Raw genomic sequence first — 18492 nt, 5'->3', positions numbered from 1 at the left:
GATCAGCCGTCCAGCTTCCAGCGGGCGAACCAGGGGGTCACCGTCGCCGCGATCACGTCGAATCCGGTGCGAAACGAGTGCGCCTGCTTCGGAATCACCCGCACTTCGGCGGCGTCGGCGGCATCGGGCACTCCGAACGGGTCGCTTCCCCCGTTGATCACCACCACCTCGATCTCCCCGGGCGCCAGCAGCTCGTCGCGCCGAGACTTCTCGGGCTTACCCGGCGGATGCAACGGGAACGACAGCGCGATCACCCCCCGCGCCCCGACCGCCACGGCCGTCCGGCAAGCGACCCGCGCCCCGTTGCTGCGACCCCCCTGAACAATCGGCACCCCGGCAAATCGGTCCTTCAACGCCGCCACGATCTCGAGCCAGGCCTCGTCCTGCTTGTCCGCGTTCCCCGGTGCCCGCCGCCCGGCAACCCGATAGGGCTGCACCACCCGAGCTACCGACCCACCAGCGTCGACGGCCGAATCCCGCACGGCCAGAATGTCTTTCGCGTCGACGCCGCCACCGGCCCCGTGCGTGATCACCAGCAGAAATGCCGGATCCGCCACCTTGTCGAGCTCGATCTCGGCCGGGCCAACAGTCGTCTCGATGCGCACATCTCACGGTAGCCCCGAGGTCGCGGCGAGCAACGCCTCCGCAGCCGCGCGTGTTTTTCACATCACATTGCCGCCCACCCCTTTGCCGAAGGCATTACCCACCGGTAATATGGTCAATAAGTTACCCGCGAGTAGCATGCGGAAAACCGGCGACGGGCGGGAACGGCACACCACCGACCGCACCAGAACTCAATGGAGAGTGAGTACTCACATGGGCCACTACAAGGCAAACGTTCGCGACCTCGAGTTCAACCTCTTCGAGGTTCTCGGCATCGACAAGGTGCTCGACGCAGGCGCCTTCGGCGACCTGGACACCGACACCGTCAAGGAAATGCTCTCCGAGATCCGTCGCCTGGCCGAGGGTCCGATCGCCGAGTCGTTCGCCGACGCGGACCGCAACCCGCCCGTGTTCGACCCGGAGACCCACACCATCTCCATCCCCGCCTCCTTCAAGAAGTCCTACAAGGCGTTCGAGGACGGCGAGTGGGCCAAGGTCGGCATCAACGAAGAGCTCGGCGGCCTCGGCGCGCCCGCCGCCATCGCGTGGGCCCTGTCGGAGATGGTGCTCGGCGCCAACCCGCCCGTCCAGATGTACGCCGCAGGCGCCCCCTTCAGCCAGGTGCTCTACGACAACGGCACCGATGAGCAGAAGAAGTGGGCTCAGACGATGTCGGAGCGCAACTGGGGCTGCACCATGGTGCTGACCGAGCCCGACGCCGGTTCCGACGTGGGCGCGGGCCGCTCCAAGGCGATCAAGCAGGAAGACGGCTCCTGGCACATCGAGGGCGTCAAGCGCTTCATCACCTCGGCCGACTCCGACGACATGTTCGAGAACATCGTGCACCTGGTGCTGGCTCGCCCCGAGGGCGCCGGCCCCGGCACCAAGGGCCTGTCGCTGTTCTACGTCCCGAAGACCCACTTCGACTTCGAGACCCAGACCTTCGGTGACCGCAACGGCGTATTCGTCACCAACGTCGAGCACAAGATGGGCATCAAGGCCTCGGCCACCTGTGAGGTCACCTTCGGTGGCCACGGCGTCCCGGCCAAGGGCTGGCTCGTCGGCGAGGTGCACAACGGCATCGCGCAGATGTTCGATGTGATCGAGAACGCGCGAATGATGGTGGGCACCAAGGCCATCGCGACCCTGTCGACCGGTTACCTGAACGCGCTGGAGTTCGCCAAGTCCCGCGTCCAGGGTGCCGACCTGACCCAGATGACCGACAAGGCCGCGCCCCGCGTGACCATCACCCACCACCCCGACGTGCGTCGTTCGCTGGCCATGCAGAAGGCCTACGCCGAGGGCCTGCGCGCGGTCTACCTCTACACCGCCGCGCACCAGAACCCGGAAATCGCCGAGGTCGTCTCGGGTGCTGACAAGGACGTCGCGTTCCGCGTGAACGACCTGCTGCTCCCGATCGTCAAGGGTGTCGGTTCCGAGCGCGCCTACCAGTACCTGACCGATTCGCTGCAGACCTTCGGAGGCTCGGGCTTCCTGCAGGACTACCCGATCGAGCAGTACATCCGCGACGCGAAGATCGACTCGCTGTACGAGGGCACCACCGCCATCCAGGCGCAGGACTTCTTCTTCCGCAAGATCGCGCGTGACCGCGGTGTGGCCCTGGCCCACGTGGCAGGCCAGATCCAGAAGTTCCTGGACTCGGACTCCGCTAATGAGCGCCTCAAGGGTGAGCGCAAGCTGCTCGCCACCGCGCTCGAGGACGTGCAGACCATGGCCGCCACCCTGACCGGCCACCTGATGGGCGCCCAGGAACAGCCGACCGAGCTGTACAAGGTCGGCCTCGGTTCGGTGCGCTTCCTGATGTCGGTCGGCGACCTGTTCATCGGCTGGATGCTGCTGAACCAGGCCGAGATCGCGCTTGCCGCCCTGGACAACGGTGCCGCCGGCGCCGACAAGTCCTTCTACACCGGCAAGGTCGCCTCGGCGCAGTTCTTCGCCCGCAACGTCCTGCCCGAGCTGACCGCCACCCGCGCGATCCTGGCCAACCTGGACAACGACATCATGGAACTGGACGAGGCCGCCTTCTGAGGTTGATTCTCACCTGATCCACGCAAAAGCGGGCCGGAGCATTCATGCTCCGGCCCGCTTTTCGGTCTCTAGGCCGAGCCGCTGGAGAGGGCTGCGAGGGTGGTGAGGAAGTACATCAGGCCGTCCATGAAAAATCTCCTTCGAAGTGGTTTCGGCCATTCCTATCACGGGCTGGTTACGGACAACCTTGGTGAGATGAACGCCGGGCGAACATGCCCGCTCAGCTCGCGTGCGATGCGGTGAGCATCCGGACCTGTGGTCGCGGTTCCCCGCCGTCCGGGTACCCACCCGACGTACCCTGGGAGCTACCGTCGGTTGGGGTGAGGCTCGGGGGTTGAGATGGGCGACAGCACCGCGCTCAGCGTGTATCTACGCGAACGCAGGTTGGCGGCCGGGCTCGCGCGCACCGAGCTCGCCACCCGCACCCAGATGGCACCACTGCTGATCAGCCAGATCGAATCCGGCGCCCTTGTCCCCAATCCCGCTATGCTGCAACGCCTTTTCGACAGCCTCGACGTGCCGCTCTGGTATCGCAAACACATCCTCGTACTCGGCCTGCCCGCCGTCGAAGCGGCCACCGCCCCCACCACCCCCCCGGCCGAGGATCTCGCCGACCTGGCCAGCCTCACCCACCCCGCCTGCCTCGCCCGCTTCCCCACCATGGACATGCTCGCCGCCAACGCCGACTACCAGCGCCTTTTCCCCGGCCTCGGCGCCGGCGTGAACATGCTCGAGTGGATGTTCCTCAACCCCGTGGCGAAAAAGGTCTACCTCGACTGGCACACCGAAGCCCAACTCCTCGTCCACGCCTTCCGCATGCTCGCCCCGCTGGCCCCCGCCCAGCGCATCGCCGCGATCACAGAACAGTGCTGCGCGTCCCCCGACTGGGATCCGGTGTGGACCAGCGAAATCCGCCCCCAGGACATCGCCCGCCGCCACCTGCGCGTCCGCGAACGCAGCACCGGCCTCGAACGCCGCATGATGCTGCGCATCTACGACCCCGCGTTCCCCAGCCGCCCGTGGTGGCTCTACCGCCTGATACCCGCCCGCTGAACGCAGCGCGGCACCCGCCGATCCGACGGGTGCCGCAACTCGAGCCTCGTGCTACTCGGTGTCGCCCTCGGCGGTGCCGGTGGTGAGCTGCTTCAGCAGCGCACCGAGGTCGAGACCCTCGGCCGACCCGGTGGCAGGCTCCTCGGCGACCTCCTCGGCCTCACCCGACCCCGAGGTCAGCTGCTTCAGCAACGCGGCCAGGCCGTCAGCGGAACCGGTCGAAGGCTCTTCCTCGACCACATCCTCAGCCTCACCCGTCCCGCTGCTCAGCTGCTCCAGCAGGTCAGCCGACCCGGTGCTCGCCTCCTCAGCGGAAGCCACACCCCCACCGAGCACCGCGACACTCGCCGCCGCAACCATCGCCACACCGAAAACACGAATCTTGCTCATTGTGAACCCCTCATACTTCAGATTTGCCACGGATTTCCGCCGCACAAGATGTCTAACAGCCCAACCCCTCCACCCGGCAGCCCAATGAAAGGGGGGCAAGACAACCTCTCAGGCCGCCGAGCCGCTCACCAGCAGCTGCAACAACCCCGTCATCCCCCACAGCATCGTCGTCGCCGACCCGGTCGGCCATTCCTCCGCGATAACCATCCTCGAAACCCCTTGTTGCTCATACGATCGCCGACACTGTCCAGATCGAGATCCTAATGAGTCACCCGATCCGAAAGCGGCGCCGGTACTCGTTCGGAGTGGTGTCGAGTTGGCGACGGAAGGCGCGCGTGAGGGTGTCGACGGTGTTGAAACCGCAAGCGGCGGCGATTCTTTGGAGCGTTTCGTCGCTCGACTCCAGACGATGCCGCGCCACCTCCACCCGCGCCGACTCGAGGTAGGCCGCGGGCGTCATGCCGAGCTCGGTGTGAAAAATTCGCGTGAGTTGGCGCTCGCTGACATGAACCTGCTCGGCCAATTCGGCGACCGTGAGCGGACTCGCGATATTGCGCGAAATATAGTGCCGCAGATCCTCGATCCGCCGCGTGGTCGACACCGGCTCGAGCGACACACTGAACTGACTCTGCCCACTCGGCCTTTTCAGATACATCACCAACTGGCGAGCCACCCGCAACGCCAACTCATCCCCGAAATCATCGGCCACCAACGCCAGCGTGAGATCCAGACAAGCCGTGAGTCCCGCACCCGTCCAGACGTTCTCATCGCGAATATAGATCGGGTCGGCGTCGACGATGACCGCCGGATGCTCCGCCGCCAACTGCTGGGCCGTCGACCAATGCGTGGTCGCCCTTTTCCCATCGAGCAACCCCGCGGCCGCGAGAATATGCGCACCGACACACACCGAAGCCACCCGCCGAGCCCCCTGCGCCAACCGCGACACCGCCGCGACCACCCCCGGATCGACCACCGCACTGACCCGCCGCTGACTGTCGGTCTCCACCGCCCCCGGCACCACCACAGTGTCCACCCGGCCCACCTCGGCGAACGTCACGTCCGGCAGAATCCGCACCCCCGCCGACGTGGTCACCGGGTCCATCGACTCCGCCGCCAACACCACCCGATACCCCGTCGGCTCATCCATCTCCCGCTGCAGCAGCGAGAAGACCTCCGGCGGCCCCGTCACATCCAGCAGGTCCACCCGATCGAAGAGCACGATCACAATCAGCCGATCGATCACTCACACCTCCATGTCCGAATCTGCAGGTTACATGACATTGCCGACATCTCGACCTGCGAATACCGTGAAATCATGACCTCGACAACGCTGCGCGAACTCAACGGCTTCGACCAGACCCCCGCCACCCTCACCAACTCCACCCTCGTCCTGGTCGACTACCAGAACACCTACACCCAGGGCGTCATGGAGCTGACCGGCTGGCAATCCGCCCTCGAAGCAGCCGCCGATCTCCTCGCCGCGGCCCGCGCCGCAGGCACCCCCGTCATCCACGTCGTCAACGACGGCGGCAAAGACACGCCCTACGACATCACCGCCGAAATCGGCCAGATCCACCCCAAGGTCGCCCCCACCCCCGACGAACCCGTCGTCGTGAAATCCGCCCCCAACGCCTTCATCGACACCGCCCTCGCCGAATTGGTCGACGCCGCAGGCAAACCCAACCTCATCATCGCCGGCTTCATGACCCACATGTGCGTCACCTTCACCGCCGAAGGCGCCTTCCTCCGAGGCAACACCCCCACCGTCATCGCCAACGCCTGCGCCACCCGCCCCCTCGGCAAAGTTCCCGCCACCCAACTCCACCACAGCGCCCTCGCCACCATCACCGACCTCTACGGCCTCGTCGTAAACACCCCCGCCGACCTCCAGTCATGACAACGAAAAACGGCCCGCACTCCGATCAGGAGTACGGGCCGATTGTTTCCAGTCAACTACCCGGCGGGCCGGAAAACGCGCACGCCGTCGAACCGGTGAAAGTCATTGTCGAAAGTGGCAACCTCCGCACCCAATTCGACGGCAAGCGCGGCGATGTGACCATCGGTCACGAGATTCCCGGCCGTCCCACACTTCTGCAGGATTCCATCGAGCAATTCCAGATGCCCAGTCCCCGGACCGACAACCACCGCCATCTCACTATTGAGCCAAGACCGAACGTCGTCGATAGCTTCCGCCGATGTAGCGGCGTTGGGGAAAATCCGCGGATTCGTGCTGATCCGGACATATCCCAGCAGGACCGCCCAGCAGAACCCGATCGGCTCCGCACCATTGAGCGCTTTCGTCAGCCATCCGTGCGCATCGCCATGATGCGGCGAGTCGGCATTGACCGCGTACAACAGCACATTCAGGTCAACAACCTTCACTTACGCATCTCCAGCTTGCGCACGATCTCTTCGTCCTCGAGCGAGGCGGCCAACTGCAGCGCCTTGTCCAGGTCGACTGTCGGCGCACCGAGGTTCCGGGTCGGTAGGCGAACCTCGGTGCGCGTCGGCCGTGAGGAGAGAGCCGCACGGACAGCGTCGTTGAGCGCCTTCTTGAACGAGGCGCCCGTCTCGCGCATCCGCTTCGCGATCAGCGCCGCGACATCGGGGTCCAAGGTTACCGTGGTTCGCATATTGACATCATAGCATCATCAACTCTGATGCTTTAGCATCAGATTGTGCGTACCAAGTGACCAAAGCCCGACATGCCATGCTGTGCGGTCCTTCGCGCTCGCTTCCAGTCGGCTACCCCGCCGGCCGATATTGCACACGACCTCCCCTATCACGGCGTCGAACATGCGTCACCCGCTCTCGCCGTATCAGTGCTGCCAGCTCAGCTGAACCGAGTTCCCCCGGCGCGGCAATCACCATCGTCGCCCCCGTACTCAGCGCGAGCAGTAGCTCCACCATGAACGCTTCCGAGGACGTACTCGCGGAATGCAAAGTCCGCGAACCAGAGTCGACCGCATACTGCCAACGCAGCTGCTCGCAATCGTTTCGTAGCCCGGAATGATCGACCGCGACACCGACCGACATCCCGTCAGAACCAGATGCGTACCTGACGTAAGCCGTATCCGCGACCCGCAACGGCCGCACCCGATCGACATTGATGATCTGCTCATCAGAGAAGTCACTGGACGCGGCGATCACCTCCAGCGACTCCACACTCCTCCACCGCGCCAGATCCGGCAGCACAGCGCGCTCCGACTCAACCGTAAGACCCAGTGCAACAACCGAATCAGTCAGAATATGCGCGACCCGCTCAGCTGAGTCCCCCAGATCAACGTGCACAAACCCGGCCCCCGCCTTGGCGATCGCCCACACCGCCAACACCGATTCGATAGACCGCGCAATCCCCACCGCGACAAGGCTCCCCGGCCCCACCCCGAGGTCGATCAAAACCCGAGCAAGCCGCGTCGACCGCCGATCCAGCTCGGCATAACTCAAACAACCGAGCGTGCGTTCTCCGTCAGCGAATACAAGCGCAACCCCTTCCGGATTCAACTCCACCGCCACCGTCATCAACCGCGCCAGCGTAAACGAACGCCGCCGACCCGAATTCAACGTGAAGCCGCCGGAGCCATCGACCTGCGCCGACCGAAAATCCACAGACGCAGTCACGCCCACCCCTTATACCTCGCAATAGCCCGCACCGAACGCGAGCAGGTATCAGCGGAGCGTAACCCGGATTGCGCACGCAGAACGTTTGCTGTTGTTGGTGCACAACGGTTTTTGGGTTCAACTAGCAGAAACGACAAATCGGCCCGCACCCCGATCAGGAGTGCGGGCCGATCAGCGACACTATGCCCTGCAGGTGCCCGACTGTGCCGCCCTCGGCACCACAGGCTGTCAATCTCACCGCGGCACCGACGACAGTCAGCCGATTCGCACGAAAGTGGCCGCACCGCCGATGATCGTCGCGTACCAGAACTCCGAACTGACGTTGTGCGTTACCTCGACGGTCACCACATCGCCCGCCGCGATCGCCGCGATCGTGTTCACCACCATCGTGCCACTCGTCCCCGTGACGGCGGCACCGGTGGCAACCACTGTGGTGCCCACCAGCAATCTCGCCTGGAAGGTCCCGCTCATCCCGGCGCCTGAGAACGCGACCGCGGCAGCCAATGGCGCAGCGGCGGAACCACCCTGTGCCCGTAGCCCGTTGCCGGAAACCACAGAGCCTGGATAACCGGCAGTGTCAGCGGTCCAGCCACCTACAACGGTCCAGACACCGGCGGCCCCCGTCACCACATTGCCGTTCTTCGTCATCGCGGACGGGTTGAAAGGAGCCTGGCCGCCGGCAAAGATATGTGGCATCAGCTCCCCGCCTCCTCTTGCGGCGTCTCGGCGGGCAACGCGAGAACAGGATCCGGCTGCGGTTCCGGCTCAGGATCCGGCTGCGGTTCGATGATCGCACCGGGGTAGCCGGACTCCGGGCTCTTCCAGTAGGGCGTACCGTCGGGGCTTTCCGGTTCGGGACGGGTTTCGAGGGGCTGCCACATCAGCACAGGTCCTCCGAGGAACATGGTCGGCATCAGACGGTCACCCCTGCCAGACTCGCCTGCAGGCCACGCCCGGCCGGACTGTCGACAGTGGTGATCTGCACCGTGACCCGGTCACCGGCAGCGAAGGACCATGCCCCGGTCAGGCTGGTGTCGAGCGCGTGGTTGGCCGCACTGATCGTCGCGGTGGTCCCCGCGACAGCGACGCCGTTCTTGCGCAATTCGACAACGAGATTGCCGGTGCCCGCCGTCTCGCCACGGTAGGTCACCTTCGACACCGTCAGCGCGCGCTCGATCCGAATACCCTCCGGCACCGTGTTTCCCGCGCCCACGGCTCGAATCCCCCCGTGCGACTTGATGGCGATGTCATACGCCTGTCCCGCCGCGGTAGGAGTACGCGCGTTCGACAATCGCGGGTCCGAGTCGGCCACGGCATGGATCGCGGCGCGAACTGCCGCGTCATCCGCGATGGTGAGCAAGGCACTGCCCAGCGGACTTGTTCCGGTCAGCTGGCCGACCGGGTGGGTGTGCGGCGTCGGCGTTCGAGGATTCGTCAGCCGCGGGTCGTCACCGGCGACCGCGGTCGTGGCGGTATCTCCGATAACCGGCGGGAAGGTGACGGGCTTGCCCGAAATACCGCTCCACAGTGTGGTGCCCGCCGGACCGCGCACGACAATGCCCTGACCGTTCGGCGTCCAACCACCGACAGTCCGGTAGATGTACAGCAGCCCATCGGATTTGACGATGTACTGGCTACCGTCCGGCGGCGTTGCCGGAAGCTGCGGATAGGTGTCAGCCTGTCCGTCGATCTGGATGCCGTGGCCCGCCGGCCCGACAACGACAGCGTTACCCGACGAGGCGGGCACTGGAGCGGCGAGAGTCAGGTCGACCAAGCCGGTAGAGCCCGTATCGGGGCTTTCCGGGTTCGGACCTGAGACATATTTGGGAACCTGGAAGCTGAACGGTTCCAACGGGATTCGCTCGCCGTCATAAGACAGATCGAACGAAACGCGCCACGTCCATTCGGACGGATTGGTCGCGGGCCCTGGCGCGACCAGGCGCACACCGCGCTTTCCGCGCCAGGTCAGATAGCCGAACTCGTCGAGCTGGCACTCATAGTGCTGCGGAAGCTGGACATAGGTCGCCGGCGCGGGCTGCGCGTTGCGAACGAGGATCTTCGGCGCGTCGGCGATGAAGGTGATGGTGCCGCTCATGGGCGGGAACTCGGGCAGATCGCCGAGGTCGGGGCCGTCGATCACGTTGGCGAGAAATCGCCCGACGACCTTGCCGTAGTCGAGCGGAGGCAGATCAGCCATGGCTCAATACCTTTCGAGATGGTGTGCGAGGGTGCGCCGCGTCAGACGGGCAGCGCACGAACCTGGAGGTGGGAGAAGCTGCCGTAGACCGAGTACGTGCCGCTGCCCGCGGCACGAGCCGCGACCACGTAGAGGGTGGCGGTTTGGTTGGCCGGCACGATTCCGGTCTGAGATCCCGGCTCGACCGGGAAGTCGAATCCTGGAGAAATCAGCACGTGCCCGGATCGCGCTTCCCAGTGCCCCCAGCCTTTGGCGACCACTTCGCCGTCTGGGGCACCGATGCGAACGGTCACATCGCACCGGGTCGGCGCCTGCGAGGAAAGCCCGACCGCACCCTCGATCCAGGGCCGCCAAGGGGCTGGCTGCGCCGGAATCGTGATGGCTGCCAGTACCTTCGGGTCTTCCTTGAGATTCTGCGCATTGAGGAATTGGTTGTTGCCGATCGTCCATGGGCCGCGCGGGCGAGGTGAGGGGATCGGCCGGAACTTTTCGGTGGCGCTGTCGAACCCGAGCACATACCCCTGGCCGAGCGGATTCTCCTCGGTGACCAGGACATCGGCAGCATCGGCGATTCGTCCTGCGGTGCCAGGGGCGCCCGGCGCACCCTGCTCACCACGGGGAAAAGTGATCTCCAACTGCTGATTCGGTGCCGTCCCGAGAATTCGGGCCGAGGCGGCCGATCCGACCGCGCCGGCCAGCCCGACACCGGTGAGCACGTTCACCGGACCCCGGCGCCCCGGCTGCCGGAAGGCGTCATCGAAGGCGATGAACTCGGTGCCCGTCCAGTAGTAGATCGCGTTCTCCGACACCACGCGCCAGGCCTTACGCGCATCGGCGGTGGTCAGCCCCAACACTGACAACGCGGCGGCATCGGCGATATCGCCCTGCCAGGCCCATGGCCACGCCGCGGCGCCTTCGGCCCCTTGGACACCGGCCGGTCCTTCGCGAAGTTCGATCAGGACTTCCCGGTCGACGATCTCGACCGGATTCACGGTGTAGGGCAGACCGACCGAATCGGCCACTCCACGCATGGTGATCGTGACACCCTGGTCGAAGACGGTTTCGTCGTCGTTCACAACACCCCCACGGGTCGGGCCGTGCACACGATTTCCGCGCCGGCCATCTGATACTCGAAATTCGACGGACCGGCCCGATTCAGGGACACGACGAGTGTCGTCGCCTGGCCTGCTGGGATGACACCCACTTGGCTCGCCGGTGTGATGTTGCGCGCGCCGAAGAACGGCTGGAACCGCGCTCGCGTCTGCAGGCCGGTGGTGTACCCGGTGCCCAGCGCGACGGTCTGCCCCGTCGGCGAGCCGATATGAACGACGGCGTCGACGCGGGTGCCGAAATCGCTGGCAGTTCCGTGCGGGCGCACGACCACGCCACCGGTGATCATCGGAAGCCACGCCGTGTCCTGCGCGGGCACCTTCAGCGTTGCGATCACCATCGTCGTGGCCGTGACCGAGAACTGTGACGGCGCGAACCCCGGACCGCCGTCCCACGCTCGATCCTCGCGAATGGTCCACGGTCCCCGCAGGCCTGGATAGGGTCGTCCCGACCATTTGTTGGTTGTCGCGTTCCAGACGGGCACTGCTCTGTCGGGGTGCGAACCGTCGGCGTAGTCCGCGGCCTGACGAATGGGACCTGGGCGGCCGACCGGCCCCTCGAGTCCTTTGACGCCTCGCGGAACGACGAGGTCGAGTACGAGGTTGGGTGCTGTGCCGCTGACTGTCACCTGGAGGTCGGAATTCGCCGGACCGGTGGTGACGCTGCCGATCGTGAACGAACACGACTCACCGTCGGGCCCCAGCGCGCCGAAGGCATCGGCAAAGGTGTCCATGCCGGTGCCGTTCCAGTACGCCAGTGCGCCGGACGAAACCACCCGCCAGGCTTTACCGGCGTGCGCGATGCCCAATTTCGCGGTCAGCGCACTCAGGGCGGCGTGGTCGGCGATATCGCCTTCCCAGCGAAACGGCCGCGCGGGCTCACCGTCGGGACCCTGCGGTCCGGTCGCGCCGGTCGTCAGTTCCAGGCTGCCGTCCCGTGGTGTGCCGTGCAGGGCCTGCACGAGTCCGGGCGTGCCGAGTCCCTCGTCCAGTCCCCGGATCAGTGTCGCGTCGAAATAGTTTGCTACCGAGTTCATTTCATCTCATTCCGTGGGCTCGGCGAAGGCGACGAGCGAAGCCCCTACCGGGGAGAACCCGATCTGGTCGGAGTCGGGGCCGGTCCCGATCCGCTCGACCGACACCACGAGGTGTCCCGGCTGACCAGCCGGAACCGTCGCGAAGTCGGAGCTCGGCGAGAGCGCCTTGGCGGTGGCGCCGTCGCGCAGGCACGGGAACAGCGCCACGTACATCCAGGCGCCCGGCGCGCTGATCCCGAACGCGGTGCCGGTCGCGACGATCGGACCCTGCGCGCTACCTAGCCGAACCGTCAGCTCGGCGGACTGACTGACCGTTTTCGAGTACGCGGCCATATGGCCGTACACGACCGGTCGCCACCGGAACGGCTGCGCGGGGATGGTGAAGGTGCCACCGTCGATCCGGCTGACCGCGGCGACATGTTCGCCGAGGAAGTCCTCGTGGTACCACCCCCATGGCCCCGAGCCCAACGGCGCCGGCGTCGAACGGAATCGACGGCTGGCACGGTCGTAGGCGAAAACGCCGCCGTGGCTCGGCCCATTGGTGGTCTCGTAGTCCTTGGCTTCGGTGATGGTCCCTGAGTCACCGGGCGGACCGGCCGGGCCACGCAGACCCGCGGGAACCGTAGCCCGAAGCTGCTGGTCAGCGGCACGGCCGACAACCTCCAACGCCGGTTCGATCAACGCGGGTTCATTGACGGTGTCGGTGACCGTGATGCTGTTGGCCTCGGCCACCGGACCCGCCGGTCCCACGGCGTCGACCGAGTGCACCCACCCCGCTTCGGTCCACACGTCCATGCCGTTGTCGTCGAGCCGGTGCCACCACTTGCCCCGATCCTCCGGACCGAGACCTGTCGGTCGCGCGGCACTGTCGGCCAGCACGCCCATCTTGCGAAACGACGTCCGCGGACGTCCACGCGCACCCGCGATTCCGGCCGGCCCGCCGGGCAGCGGCAAGTCCGCCACCTCTGGTGCCAGCTCGACCCGCGCGGTCAGCAGCGGCAACCCGTCGATATCGGTCTGACGATCCGCGCGCAGCCGCGCGGCGAAACTGATGTCTGCCATAGATCTCTCCTTTCGGTTGGCGGGCCGCTCAGAAAATGAGCAGGTCCAAGTCGGCACCCACATCGGTGGACAGGTCCTTGATCGCCGACGCCACCCGGCCGAGCCGCTGCCACGCCTTGACGACCGAGTCCTCTTCGTCGGACCCGTCACCCACGGTGATCTGCCACGACGCCGCGGTTTCGCGGTCGTCGGTGAAGGTCAGCTCGGTGACGAAGTCGGTGAACACCTTCTCGCCCATAGCGAATCCGATCTGGTCACCCAGTCCGAAGTCACGGCCGATCAGGTAGGGCGCGTTGTCCTGGATGGTCACCTTGTGGCTGGTGTAGCCACGAGACAGATGCAGGCCCTGCCGCGCCGCGACGAACCCGTCGAGCGTGAATGCCTTGTCGCTGCCGGTGATGAACACCTCGCGGAACGCGTACGGACCGGCCTTGTTGACCCGCTCCATATCCCGGTAGACCATCCAGGCGAGGAACACATCGTCGAGCTGGCCGCGATAGAGCCAGTCCAGGCCGATCAGTGACAGCAACCCCTTGATCGCCATCTCGATGCCGGCGTTCACCCAGCCCGGCGAACGACCACCGACGATGATGTCGGTCGCCGTCGGCTTGTGCAGGGCGATCTCGGAGGCGCCGATCCCGGAATACTCGCCCTCGAAGTACCACACCCACGGCAGATTCCGCATGGTGCCGAACTTGCCCGGCGTCCCGTACACGGCTTCGTACTCATTGGTCGAGTCGAACTTCGGATACCGCATCGGCGTGGTGCCGTCATCGGCGAATTCCTCGAACCACGAGATGATTCCGTCGAGCAGCGACCCGGTCGGCCCCGTAACACCCGACTTGTCCACCGTCTCCAACACCACGGTCGGCTTGTCGAGGTAGAACCATTCGGGCGCCGGCTGCTCGTCCTCTCCCGGCAGGAAGAACCGAGCTGTCAACATGACGCCCGAATCCTCGAGCATCGGCTGGAACAGCTTGTCCGCCATGTCGAATCGCGCCGACGCCGCGCTCCACCGACTGGTATCGGTCCGCGGATCGACCGGAACGACCGCGATCGGGAACGTCGTGTTCCCTTGCAGCCGCATCAGATTCATCGTCAGGTAGGTGGTGACGAGAGTCCGAACCGGACCGAAGAGGATGTGGTGGCGCGGGAACTGCGCGAGCACCGGCGCGAACGGACTCGCCCAGCAGCAGATCGTCGACACATGGTTCCAGGCGTGAATCGCCTCGATGTCCACGGTCTCGACACCGTTGTCGTCCCGCACGATCGAAGCCTTGGTGATGTACCCGTCCCACCGAAAACCCCTGGTGTTCACGGTAATCGGCAGGGTCGTGTCCGCATGATTGCCGAACAGATGGTCGAAGTGCACCATGTCGCGCGGACAGATCATCTTCAACCCGCCGGCCGAGTTCCGCGGAAAACTCACCTGCAACGACAGATAACTCCGCTCCTCCCCCACCTCCTGCATATCCTTGTCCCAGTACCGAACCAGAACTTCCTGATCTCGAGCATCATCCTGCTCGACCCGAAACATCTCATCCATCCGCCGCGATTCCGCATGCGGGTCCCAAACACCCATCCTCCACCACCTTTCACTTGTTTTTGGGTACAAAAAAACCCCAACTCGTTCGAGTTGAGGTTTTCAATTGCAGGCGAGCGCCACCTCCGCTCACGGGTCAGTCCGACTCGTCTCCGAAGGCTCGACATACCTCTCCGGACGGATCAGCACACCACCCGTGATCAACTGATCACTCGGGATCCTCTCAGTGCTGACCAACGGAACCTCGGTCATCTTTCCGCCGATGAGCATCCACAGCCCGAAGCAGTCATCCTCCTCGTCGCGGATCAAGACCTGCACCGAGTAGGGATACGGCCAATCGAGACTCTCCAGATGCCCAAGCAATCCCCACCAGTTCAACTTCGTACATGCCGCAAATCATCAAGAGCTCCATGGGTCTATCAGGCTCGTGTGCAAATTACTCACATCGCCAGCATCCTCCTCAAGCCCCGCCCATACCTGCCATTTCACGGTGGCAGGCCTCCTGAAATGACCATCATAGAATTCAATCAAGGCCTGCTTCAGTTTACCTATCTCAATTTGAGAATTGCCTGGAAACGTCCGCTCATTCCCGAAGTCAAAATAGCAGACTGCGATGCAGTCCGTGTCAGTGCCCCGTGAGTAATACTCCCCGTCTTCGCCCTGGAACAAGATGCTTCCGCAGCCGCGATCGGAATCCACTCCGATACCGAGGTAGGACGAGTGAACCCCTGCCGGATCATCCACGAAGACAGACATGTAACTGCAATATTCATTACCGGCGCCGACAAGCTCGTCGACAGCAGTCGCCAATTCTTTAGCTGAGCGAATAACTAAGGGAGAATCACGGTGCTCAGGTAATGAGTACGCGGTAATCGAGCTCAAAATTTCCTCCAAGTCTATGGCCATTCAACACCACGATACACCGCCGATCCGCTTGGCCATACGACTCGCAAGGTGCTTCCAGGAGATAGGAGGTAAGGAAGTGACATTGCACATCCGGGACATGGGCCAGCAGGGTTATTGATAACCAGCGTGCAGTCTGAAATATTGCCTGACTTCATAATCGCGGCGACCTTCATCTCTACATCCGCCCTCCATGCCACATTTGCGTTTCCAATCCTCTGACTGATCGGCGAGGCCCGAATAATCCTGCTCACAGCATCTGACGGTGCCAGGCCCGTACCTCCACTGATGATTGTCTCGTTGCCCGAGGGACCGGAGTATGGGTTCGAAATCCGTCCACCATTCCCATCGAGGAGATAGCCGTAGGTGTGCGTTCCGGAACCTGGGGATTGGAATGTCGGAAGATCTTCAATCGCTCGCTGAATGCCGTCGTTGACGCTGGCCTGATGTGGTGCCAGTACGTCATCGTTACGTGACGGCGGCGGGGGCTCGGACGACCCCGGCTCGCTCCGTTGGCCCTTTGGGTTTAGGTTCCGGCCACTTTCGTTCGATTGCGCAAAGCCATCACCGCCCCTCGAATTTACTCCAGAGCCTTCAGAAACGCTCGACCCAGTAGGCCTCGCCGGTATGCCATCACCGGCTGCGGCAGCGCCACGTCCGGGGGTGCCAGCCATGGCCGTCACTGGCATCCGTGCTTCGAGCATGACGAAATGCTCGACGTCAGCGACGAAGTTTTTCGCCGCCTGGGCGATCGCGCCCTCGTCGGCACGGATCTGATTCAGTGGCAACTCGGCACTATTGACCGCCGCAGGCGTTGGTGTGAAGTCTTCCGCCAGGTGCACCGGCCGACTTGCCGTAGCTGCGGGCAGTCCTGAAACTGTCGTATGGAGTTCCGGCGCCATCGCGGGGCCGGGCGACGTATCACTTGGCAATGGCGAGGGAGCATTGTCAATGGCGTTTGCCGCCGGAGACGGCCTGCCGTTGAGCACAAACTTCTGGCGGTAGTCGAGCGCAGAGTTGGTGACACGTGCGTCTTGGAGCGCTTGACCTGCCCTGACAGCGTCGACCACATCGTCTGTTGCGCTCAGTACGCCCCAGAATTCGGGAGCAAGTCGACGAACCGTCGCTTTGGCTGCGACGCCCGTCAAAGCGCCAACGCCCGGAACGATGCCGACGACATTCAGGCCGAGCTCAGCTGCGGCCCAGGCAATCTCGGCGCCACTGTGATCACCGCGATCATGTGCCGCCTCCCACAACACCAGCGCCGGCCCATAGGTAATCGCGGCCAGAAACTCGTTGGCTCCTTGCCTCAGGTCGTTACCGGTGATGTCGACGCGGTTCGCTTCGATCTGTTGTTGCCGGATCTCGTAGGGGCTGAACAGCGGCGGTGCCTGATACCGGGTCGGAATGGTCGGATCAGTGGCTATCGCGACGTCGAGTTTGCTGTCGATCCATTCCTGGATCCGCGGATCAGACCAAGGAATTCCTGCTTCGTTCAAGCGGGTCCGTGCGTCGAACCGGTCTCGTGCCTCCGCATCGGTGCGCGGCTCGTGGTCCCAGTGGGTTTACCTGCTTCCGGGGCCACCGGCGCGGTGGGCGGCTGCGGGACGCTATTCGGCGTTGCCCCTTGGGTTGTAATACCCGGCTGCACAGGCCCACTCCCCGGAGTCGTCGTATCCGGTACGGGCTTCTGCGGGGTCGGGCGCTGCGGAGTAGTCGCTACCGGATCAGAAATCGCTTGGGCCGAGGAAATCGCGTCGAGCGCACGAACCCCGAGCACCCGCTCATACGCGCGCGTCGCCGAGGCTGCGGTCAGTCCATTCAGGTTGTGCACCCGCGGTTTTCGCGCGGGACCTGATCCCGAATTGGACCCCGCCGGAGTCAACGACGCTAGCCACGCGGAGAAATAGGAAAGGTCGTAGGCGACGTAAGGCTCTGGTACCACCATCGCGATACCTCCTTAGAAATCGAGAGCGCCCAACCCCTGCAAAGGGATTGGGCTCTCTCTCGATCGATGTTCAGTTGGTAGGCGCGATCAGAACGGTCGCGATGACCTCGGCGTCACGGCCCCGATGATGCTCGAATCGGTGTTCCCGCCTTCGACCTTCACCACGATGTCGGTGCTGGCCCACGGGTCGAGTGAAGCGAGCCAACGGCGGCCGGCGAGCTGACCCCACACGTTCACGCTGGTAGAGCTGCCCTCGGTGTAGAGCCGAGCCGTGCGGTGGCGTGGGTGGGTGTCGATGCGCAGCGTCTGACCTGCGGTCAAGCGCGGCGTCTGGACCAACCGCGGCTGTTCCAGACCCTCGACCGGGTCGAGGATCGACCAACGACCGGGGCCGTTCATCGTGTAGCGCGGCCAGGCCGGCTGATCCGCGGCATTGCGCAGGCGCAGAATGCCTTCGCCCGCACCGGAAGCGTTGGTCCACACCATGGTCTCGTCGAAGTGCCGCTCGAGCGGATCCATCGCCGTCGCCGACATCTTGTACATCGCGAAACCGTTGCGCGCCGGATCGATATCGCCCGAAGGTTCAGGGGCGGTGTCGAGCTGGAACTGCTGGAATCGCCAGCCCTGGTGCCGGGTGAAATAGCCGACGGTGACGGGCTTGTCGGTGGACCAACCGCGGAACCACGCGTCGTGCACGGCGAGGAATTCGCGGACCGGGTTGGACTCCTGCGCGCCGCTCGCGGTGGAGATGATGGCGAGGAAGTCCCATTCCTTCTTCCAGCGGACCGATCGGGCGAAGGTGGCGCCGTCTTGGCGGGCGCCTTCGGTGGCGAGCAGCTGGACCGGTGCGAACATGAAACCTGTTTGCGCCGAAAGCCTTACGCCTTCTCGACCGGCATTCGGACCTGCCAGGTGCCAAACCCGGCCGTTGTTGTCCCACACCACGATCTTGGTGTCCTGTGTGTTGAGCATTTGGT

Annotated in this window: 19 protein-coding genes; 3 read left to right on the top strand and 16 right to left on the bottom strand. The window is 64.5% G+C overall.

Annotated elements, in window-relative coordinates:
• Positions 1–2: 2 nt before the first annotated feature.
• Complete coding sequence (locus ACFWUP_RS09535; RefSeq protein ID WP_379232526.1) at positions 3–605, bottom strand: alpha/beta family hydrolase; 603 nt, start codon at positions 603–605, stop codon at positions 3–5.
• Between the two features lie 211 nt (positions 606–816).
• Here ACFWUP_RS09535 and ACFWUP_RS09530 point away from each other — a divergent pair, with 211 nt between their 5' ends.
• Both ACFWUP_RS09530 and ACFWUP_RS09525 read left to right on the top strand, forming a co-directional pair.
• Positions 817–2652 carry an acyl-CoA dehydrogenase gene (locus ACFWUP_RS09530; protein WP_379232870.1) on the top strand — a complete coding sequence of 612 codons (1836 nt, stop codon included), beginning with the start codon at positions 817–819 and terminating at the stop codon, positions 2650–2652.
• 339 nt (positions 2653–2991) lie between these two features.
• Complete coding sequence (locus ACFWUP_RS09525) at positions 2992–3705, top strand: helix-turn-helix domain-containing protein (protein WP_379232524.1); 714 nt, start codon at positions 2992–2994, stop codon at positions 3703–3705.
• A 51-nt stretch (positions 3706–3756) separates the two neighbouring features.
• On the opposite strand, the gene ACFWUP_RS09520 is transcribed toward ACFWUP_RS09525, so the two are convergent.
• Both ACFWUP_RS09520 and ACFWUP_RS09515 read right to left on the bottom strand, forming a co-directional pair.
• Complete coding sequence (locus ACFWUP_RS09520) at positions 3757–4095, bottom strand: hypothetical protein (protein WP_379232523.1); 339 nt, start codon at positions 4093–4095, stop codon at positions 3757–3759.
• A 268-nt stretch (positions 4096–4363) separates the two neighbouring features.
• Positions 4364–5338: a GlxA family transcriptional regulator gene (locus tag ACFWUP_RS09515; RefSeq protein WP_379232521.1), complete on the bottom strand. Its 975-nt coding sequence runs from the start codon at positions 5336–5338 to the stop codon at positions 4364–4366.
• Between the two features lie 72 nt (positions 5339–5410).
• On the opposite strand from ACFWUP_RS09515, the gene ACFWUP_RS09510 reads away from it, so the two are divergent.
• Positions 5411–5992, top strand: a complete 582-nt coding sequence (locus tag ACFWUP_RS09510) for an isochorismatase family protein (protein WP_379232519.1) — start codon at positions 5411–5413, stop codon at positions 5990–5992.
• Positions 5993–6048: 56 nt separating this feature from the next.
• On the opposite strand, the gene ACFWUP_RS09505 is transcribed toward ACFWUP_RS09510, so the two are convergent.
• From ACFWUP_RS09505 to ACFWUP_RS09445, 13 genes are all read right to left on the bottom strand, one after another.
• Entirely contained in the window at positions 6049–6477 is a 429-nt protein-coding gene (locus tag ACFWUP_RS09505; protein ID WP_379232517.1) for a type II toxin-antitoxin system VapC family toxin, read from the bottom strand.
• Positions 6474–6728 (bottom strand): antitoxin, encoded by a 255-nt coding sequence (locus ACFWUP_RS09500; RefSeq protein ID WP_379232515.1) that lies wholly within the window; start codon positions 6726–6728, stop codon positions 6474–6476. The genes ACFWUP_RS09505 and ACFWUP_RS09500 overlap by 4 nt, the downstream gene beginning before the upstream one ends.
• Before the next feature lie 112 nt (positions 6729–6840).
• Positions 6841–7716 (bottom strand): AMP-binding protein, encoded by an 876-nt coding sequence (locus ACFWUP_RS09495; RefSeq protein ID WP_379232513.1) that lies wholly within the window; start codon positions 7714–7716, stop codon positions 6841–6843.
• 255 nt (positions 7717–7971) lie between these two features.
• Positions 7972–8412: a hypothetical protein gene (locus tag ACFWUP_RS09490; RefSeq protein WP_379232512.1), complete on the bottom strand. Its 441-nt coding sequence runs from the start codon at positions 8410–8412 to the stop codon at positions 7972–7974.
• Positions 8412–8630, bottom strand: coding sequence for a hypothetical protein (locus ACFWUP_RS09485; RefSeq protein ID WP_379232510.1), 219 nt, complete (start codon positions 8628–8630; stop codon positions 8412–8414). The genes ACFWUP_RS09490 and ACFWUP_RS09485 overlap by 1 nt, the downstream gene beginning before the upstream one ends.
• Positions 8630–9913 (bottom strand): hypothetical protein, encoded by a 1284-nt coding sequence (locus tag ACFWUP_RS09480; RefSeq protein WP_379232508.1) that lies wholly within the window; start codon positions 9911–9913, stop codon positions 8630–8632. Before ACFWUP_RS09480 ends, ACFWUP_RS09485 begins: the two co-directional genes overlap by 1 nt.
• Before the next feature lie 41 nt (positions 9914–9954).
• Entirely contained in the window at positions 9955–10989 is a 1035-nt protein-coding gene (locus ACFWUP_RS09475) for a hypothetical protein (protein ID WP_379232507.1), read from the bottom strand.
• Positions 10986–12059, bottom strand: a complete 1074-nt coding sequence (locus ACFWUP_RS09470) for a hypothetical protein (RefSeq protein WP_379232505.1) — start codon at positions 12057–12059, stop codon at positions 10986–10988. Before ACFWUP_RS09470 ends, ACFWUP_RS09475 begins: the two co-directional genes overlap by 4 nt.
• 6 nt (positions 12060–12065) lie before the next feature.
• Positions 12066–13121, bottom strand: a complete 1056-nt coding sequence (locus ACFWUP_RS09465) for a hypothetical protein (protein ID WP_379232503.1) — start codon at positions 13119–13121, stop codon at positions 12066–12068.
• A 28-nt stretch (positions 13122–13149) separates the two neighbouring features.
• Positions 13150–14667, bottom strand: a complete 1518-nt coding sequence (locus ACFWUP_RS09460; RefSeq protein ID WP_379232501.1) for a phage tail protein — start codon at positions 14665–14667, stop codon at positions 13150–13152.
• 396 nt (positions 14668–15063) lie between these two features.
• Positions 15064–15570: an Imm1 family immunity protein gene (locus ACFWUP_RS09455; protein WP_379232499.1), complete on the bottom strand. Its 507-nt coding sequence runs from the start codon at positions 15568–15570 to the stop codon at positions 15064–15066.
• Positions 15561–17066 carry a DddA-like double-stranded DNA deaminase toxin gene (locus ACFWUP_RS09450; RefSeq protein WP_379232497.1) on the bottom strand — a complete coding sequence of 502 codons (1506 nt, stop codon included), beginning with the start codon at positions 17064–17066 and terminating at the stop codon, positions 15561–15563. Before ACFWUP_RS09450 ends, ACFWUP_RS09455 begins: the two co-directional genes overlap by 10 nt.
• A gap of 536 nt (positions 17067–17602) precedes the next feature.
• Positions 17603–18487, bottom strand: a complete 885-nt coding sequence (locus ACFWUP_RS09445) for a phage tail protein (protein WP_379232495.1) — start codon at positions 18485–18487, stop codon at positions 17603–17605.
• Between the last annotated feature and the right edge of the window lie 5 nt (positions 18488–18492).

Origin of the sequence: Nocardia sp. NPDC058658 (assembly GCF_042716665.1) — a bacterium.
Classification (GTDB): Bacteria; Actinomycetota; Actinomycetes; order Mycobacteriales; family Mycobacteriaceae; genus Nocardia.
The sequence above is the reverse complement of the archived record's forward strand: the minus strand, read 5'-3'. Positions and strand labels throughout refer to the sequence as shown.

Bases quoted from the DNA above. Each gene is read 5' to 3' on its own strand.
- ACFWUP_RS09530 (WP_379232870.1), top strand. From the start codon at position 817: ATGGGCCACTACAAGGCAAACGTTCGCGACCTCGAGTTCAACCTCTTC.
- ACFWUP_RS09525 (WP_379232524.1), top strand. From the start codon at position 2,992: ATGGGCGACAGCACCGCGCTCAGCGTGTATCTACGCGAACGCAGGTTG.
- ACFWUP_RS09520 (WP_379232523.1), bottom strand. From the start codon at position 4,095: ATGAGCAAGATTCGTGTTTTCGGTGTGGCGATGGTTGCGGCGGCGAGT.
- ACFWUP_RS09510 (WP_379232519.1), top strand. From the start codon at position 5,411: ATGACCTCGACAACGCTGCGCGAACTCAACGGCTTCGACCAGACCCCC.
- ACFWUP_RS09500 (WP_379232515.1), bottom strand. From the start codon at position 6,728: ATGCGAACCACGGTAACCTTGGACCCCGATGTCGCGGCGCTGATCGCG.
- ACFWUP_RS09490 (WP_379232512.1), bottom strand. From the start codon at position 8,412: ATGCCACATATCTTTGCCGGCGGCCAGGCTCCTTTCAACCCGTCCGCG.
- ACFWUP_RS09485 (WP_379232510.1), bottom strand. From the start codon at position 8,630: ATGCCGACCATGTTCCTCGGAGGACCTGTGCTGATGTGGCAGCCCCTC.
- ACFWUP_RS09480 (WP_379232508.1), bottom strand. From the start codon at position 9,913: ATGGCTGATCTGCCTCCGCTCGACTACGGCAAGGTCGTCGGGCGATTT.
- ACFWUP_RS09470 (WP_379232505.1), bottom strand. From the start codon at position 12,059: ATGAACTCGGTAGCAAACTATTTCGACGCGACACTGATCCGGGGACTG.
- ACFWUP_RS09465 (WP_379232503.1), bottom strand. From the start codon at position 13,121: ATGGCAGACATCAGTTTCGCCGCGCGGCTGCGCGCGGATCGTCAGACC.
- ACFWUP_RS09460 (WP_379232501.1), bottom strand. From the start codon at position 14,667: ATGGATGAGATGTTTCGGGTCGAGCAGGATGATGCTCGAGATCAGGAA.
- ACFWUP_RS09455 (WP_379232499.1), bottom strand. From the start codon at position 15,570: ATGGCCATAGACTTGGAGGAAATTTTGAGCTCGATTACCGCGTACTCA.
- ACFWUP_RS09445 (WP_379232495.1), bottom strand. From the start codon at position 18,487: ATGCTCAACACACAGGACACCAAGATCGTGGTGTGGGACAACAACGGC.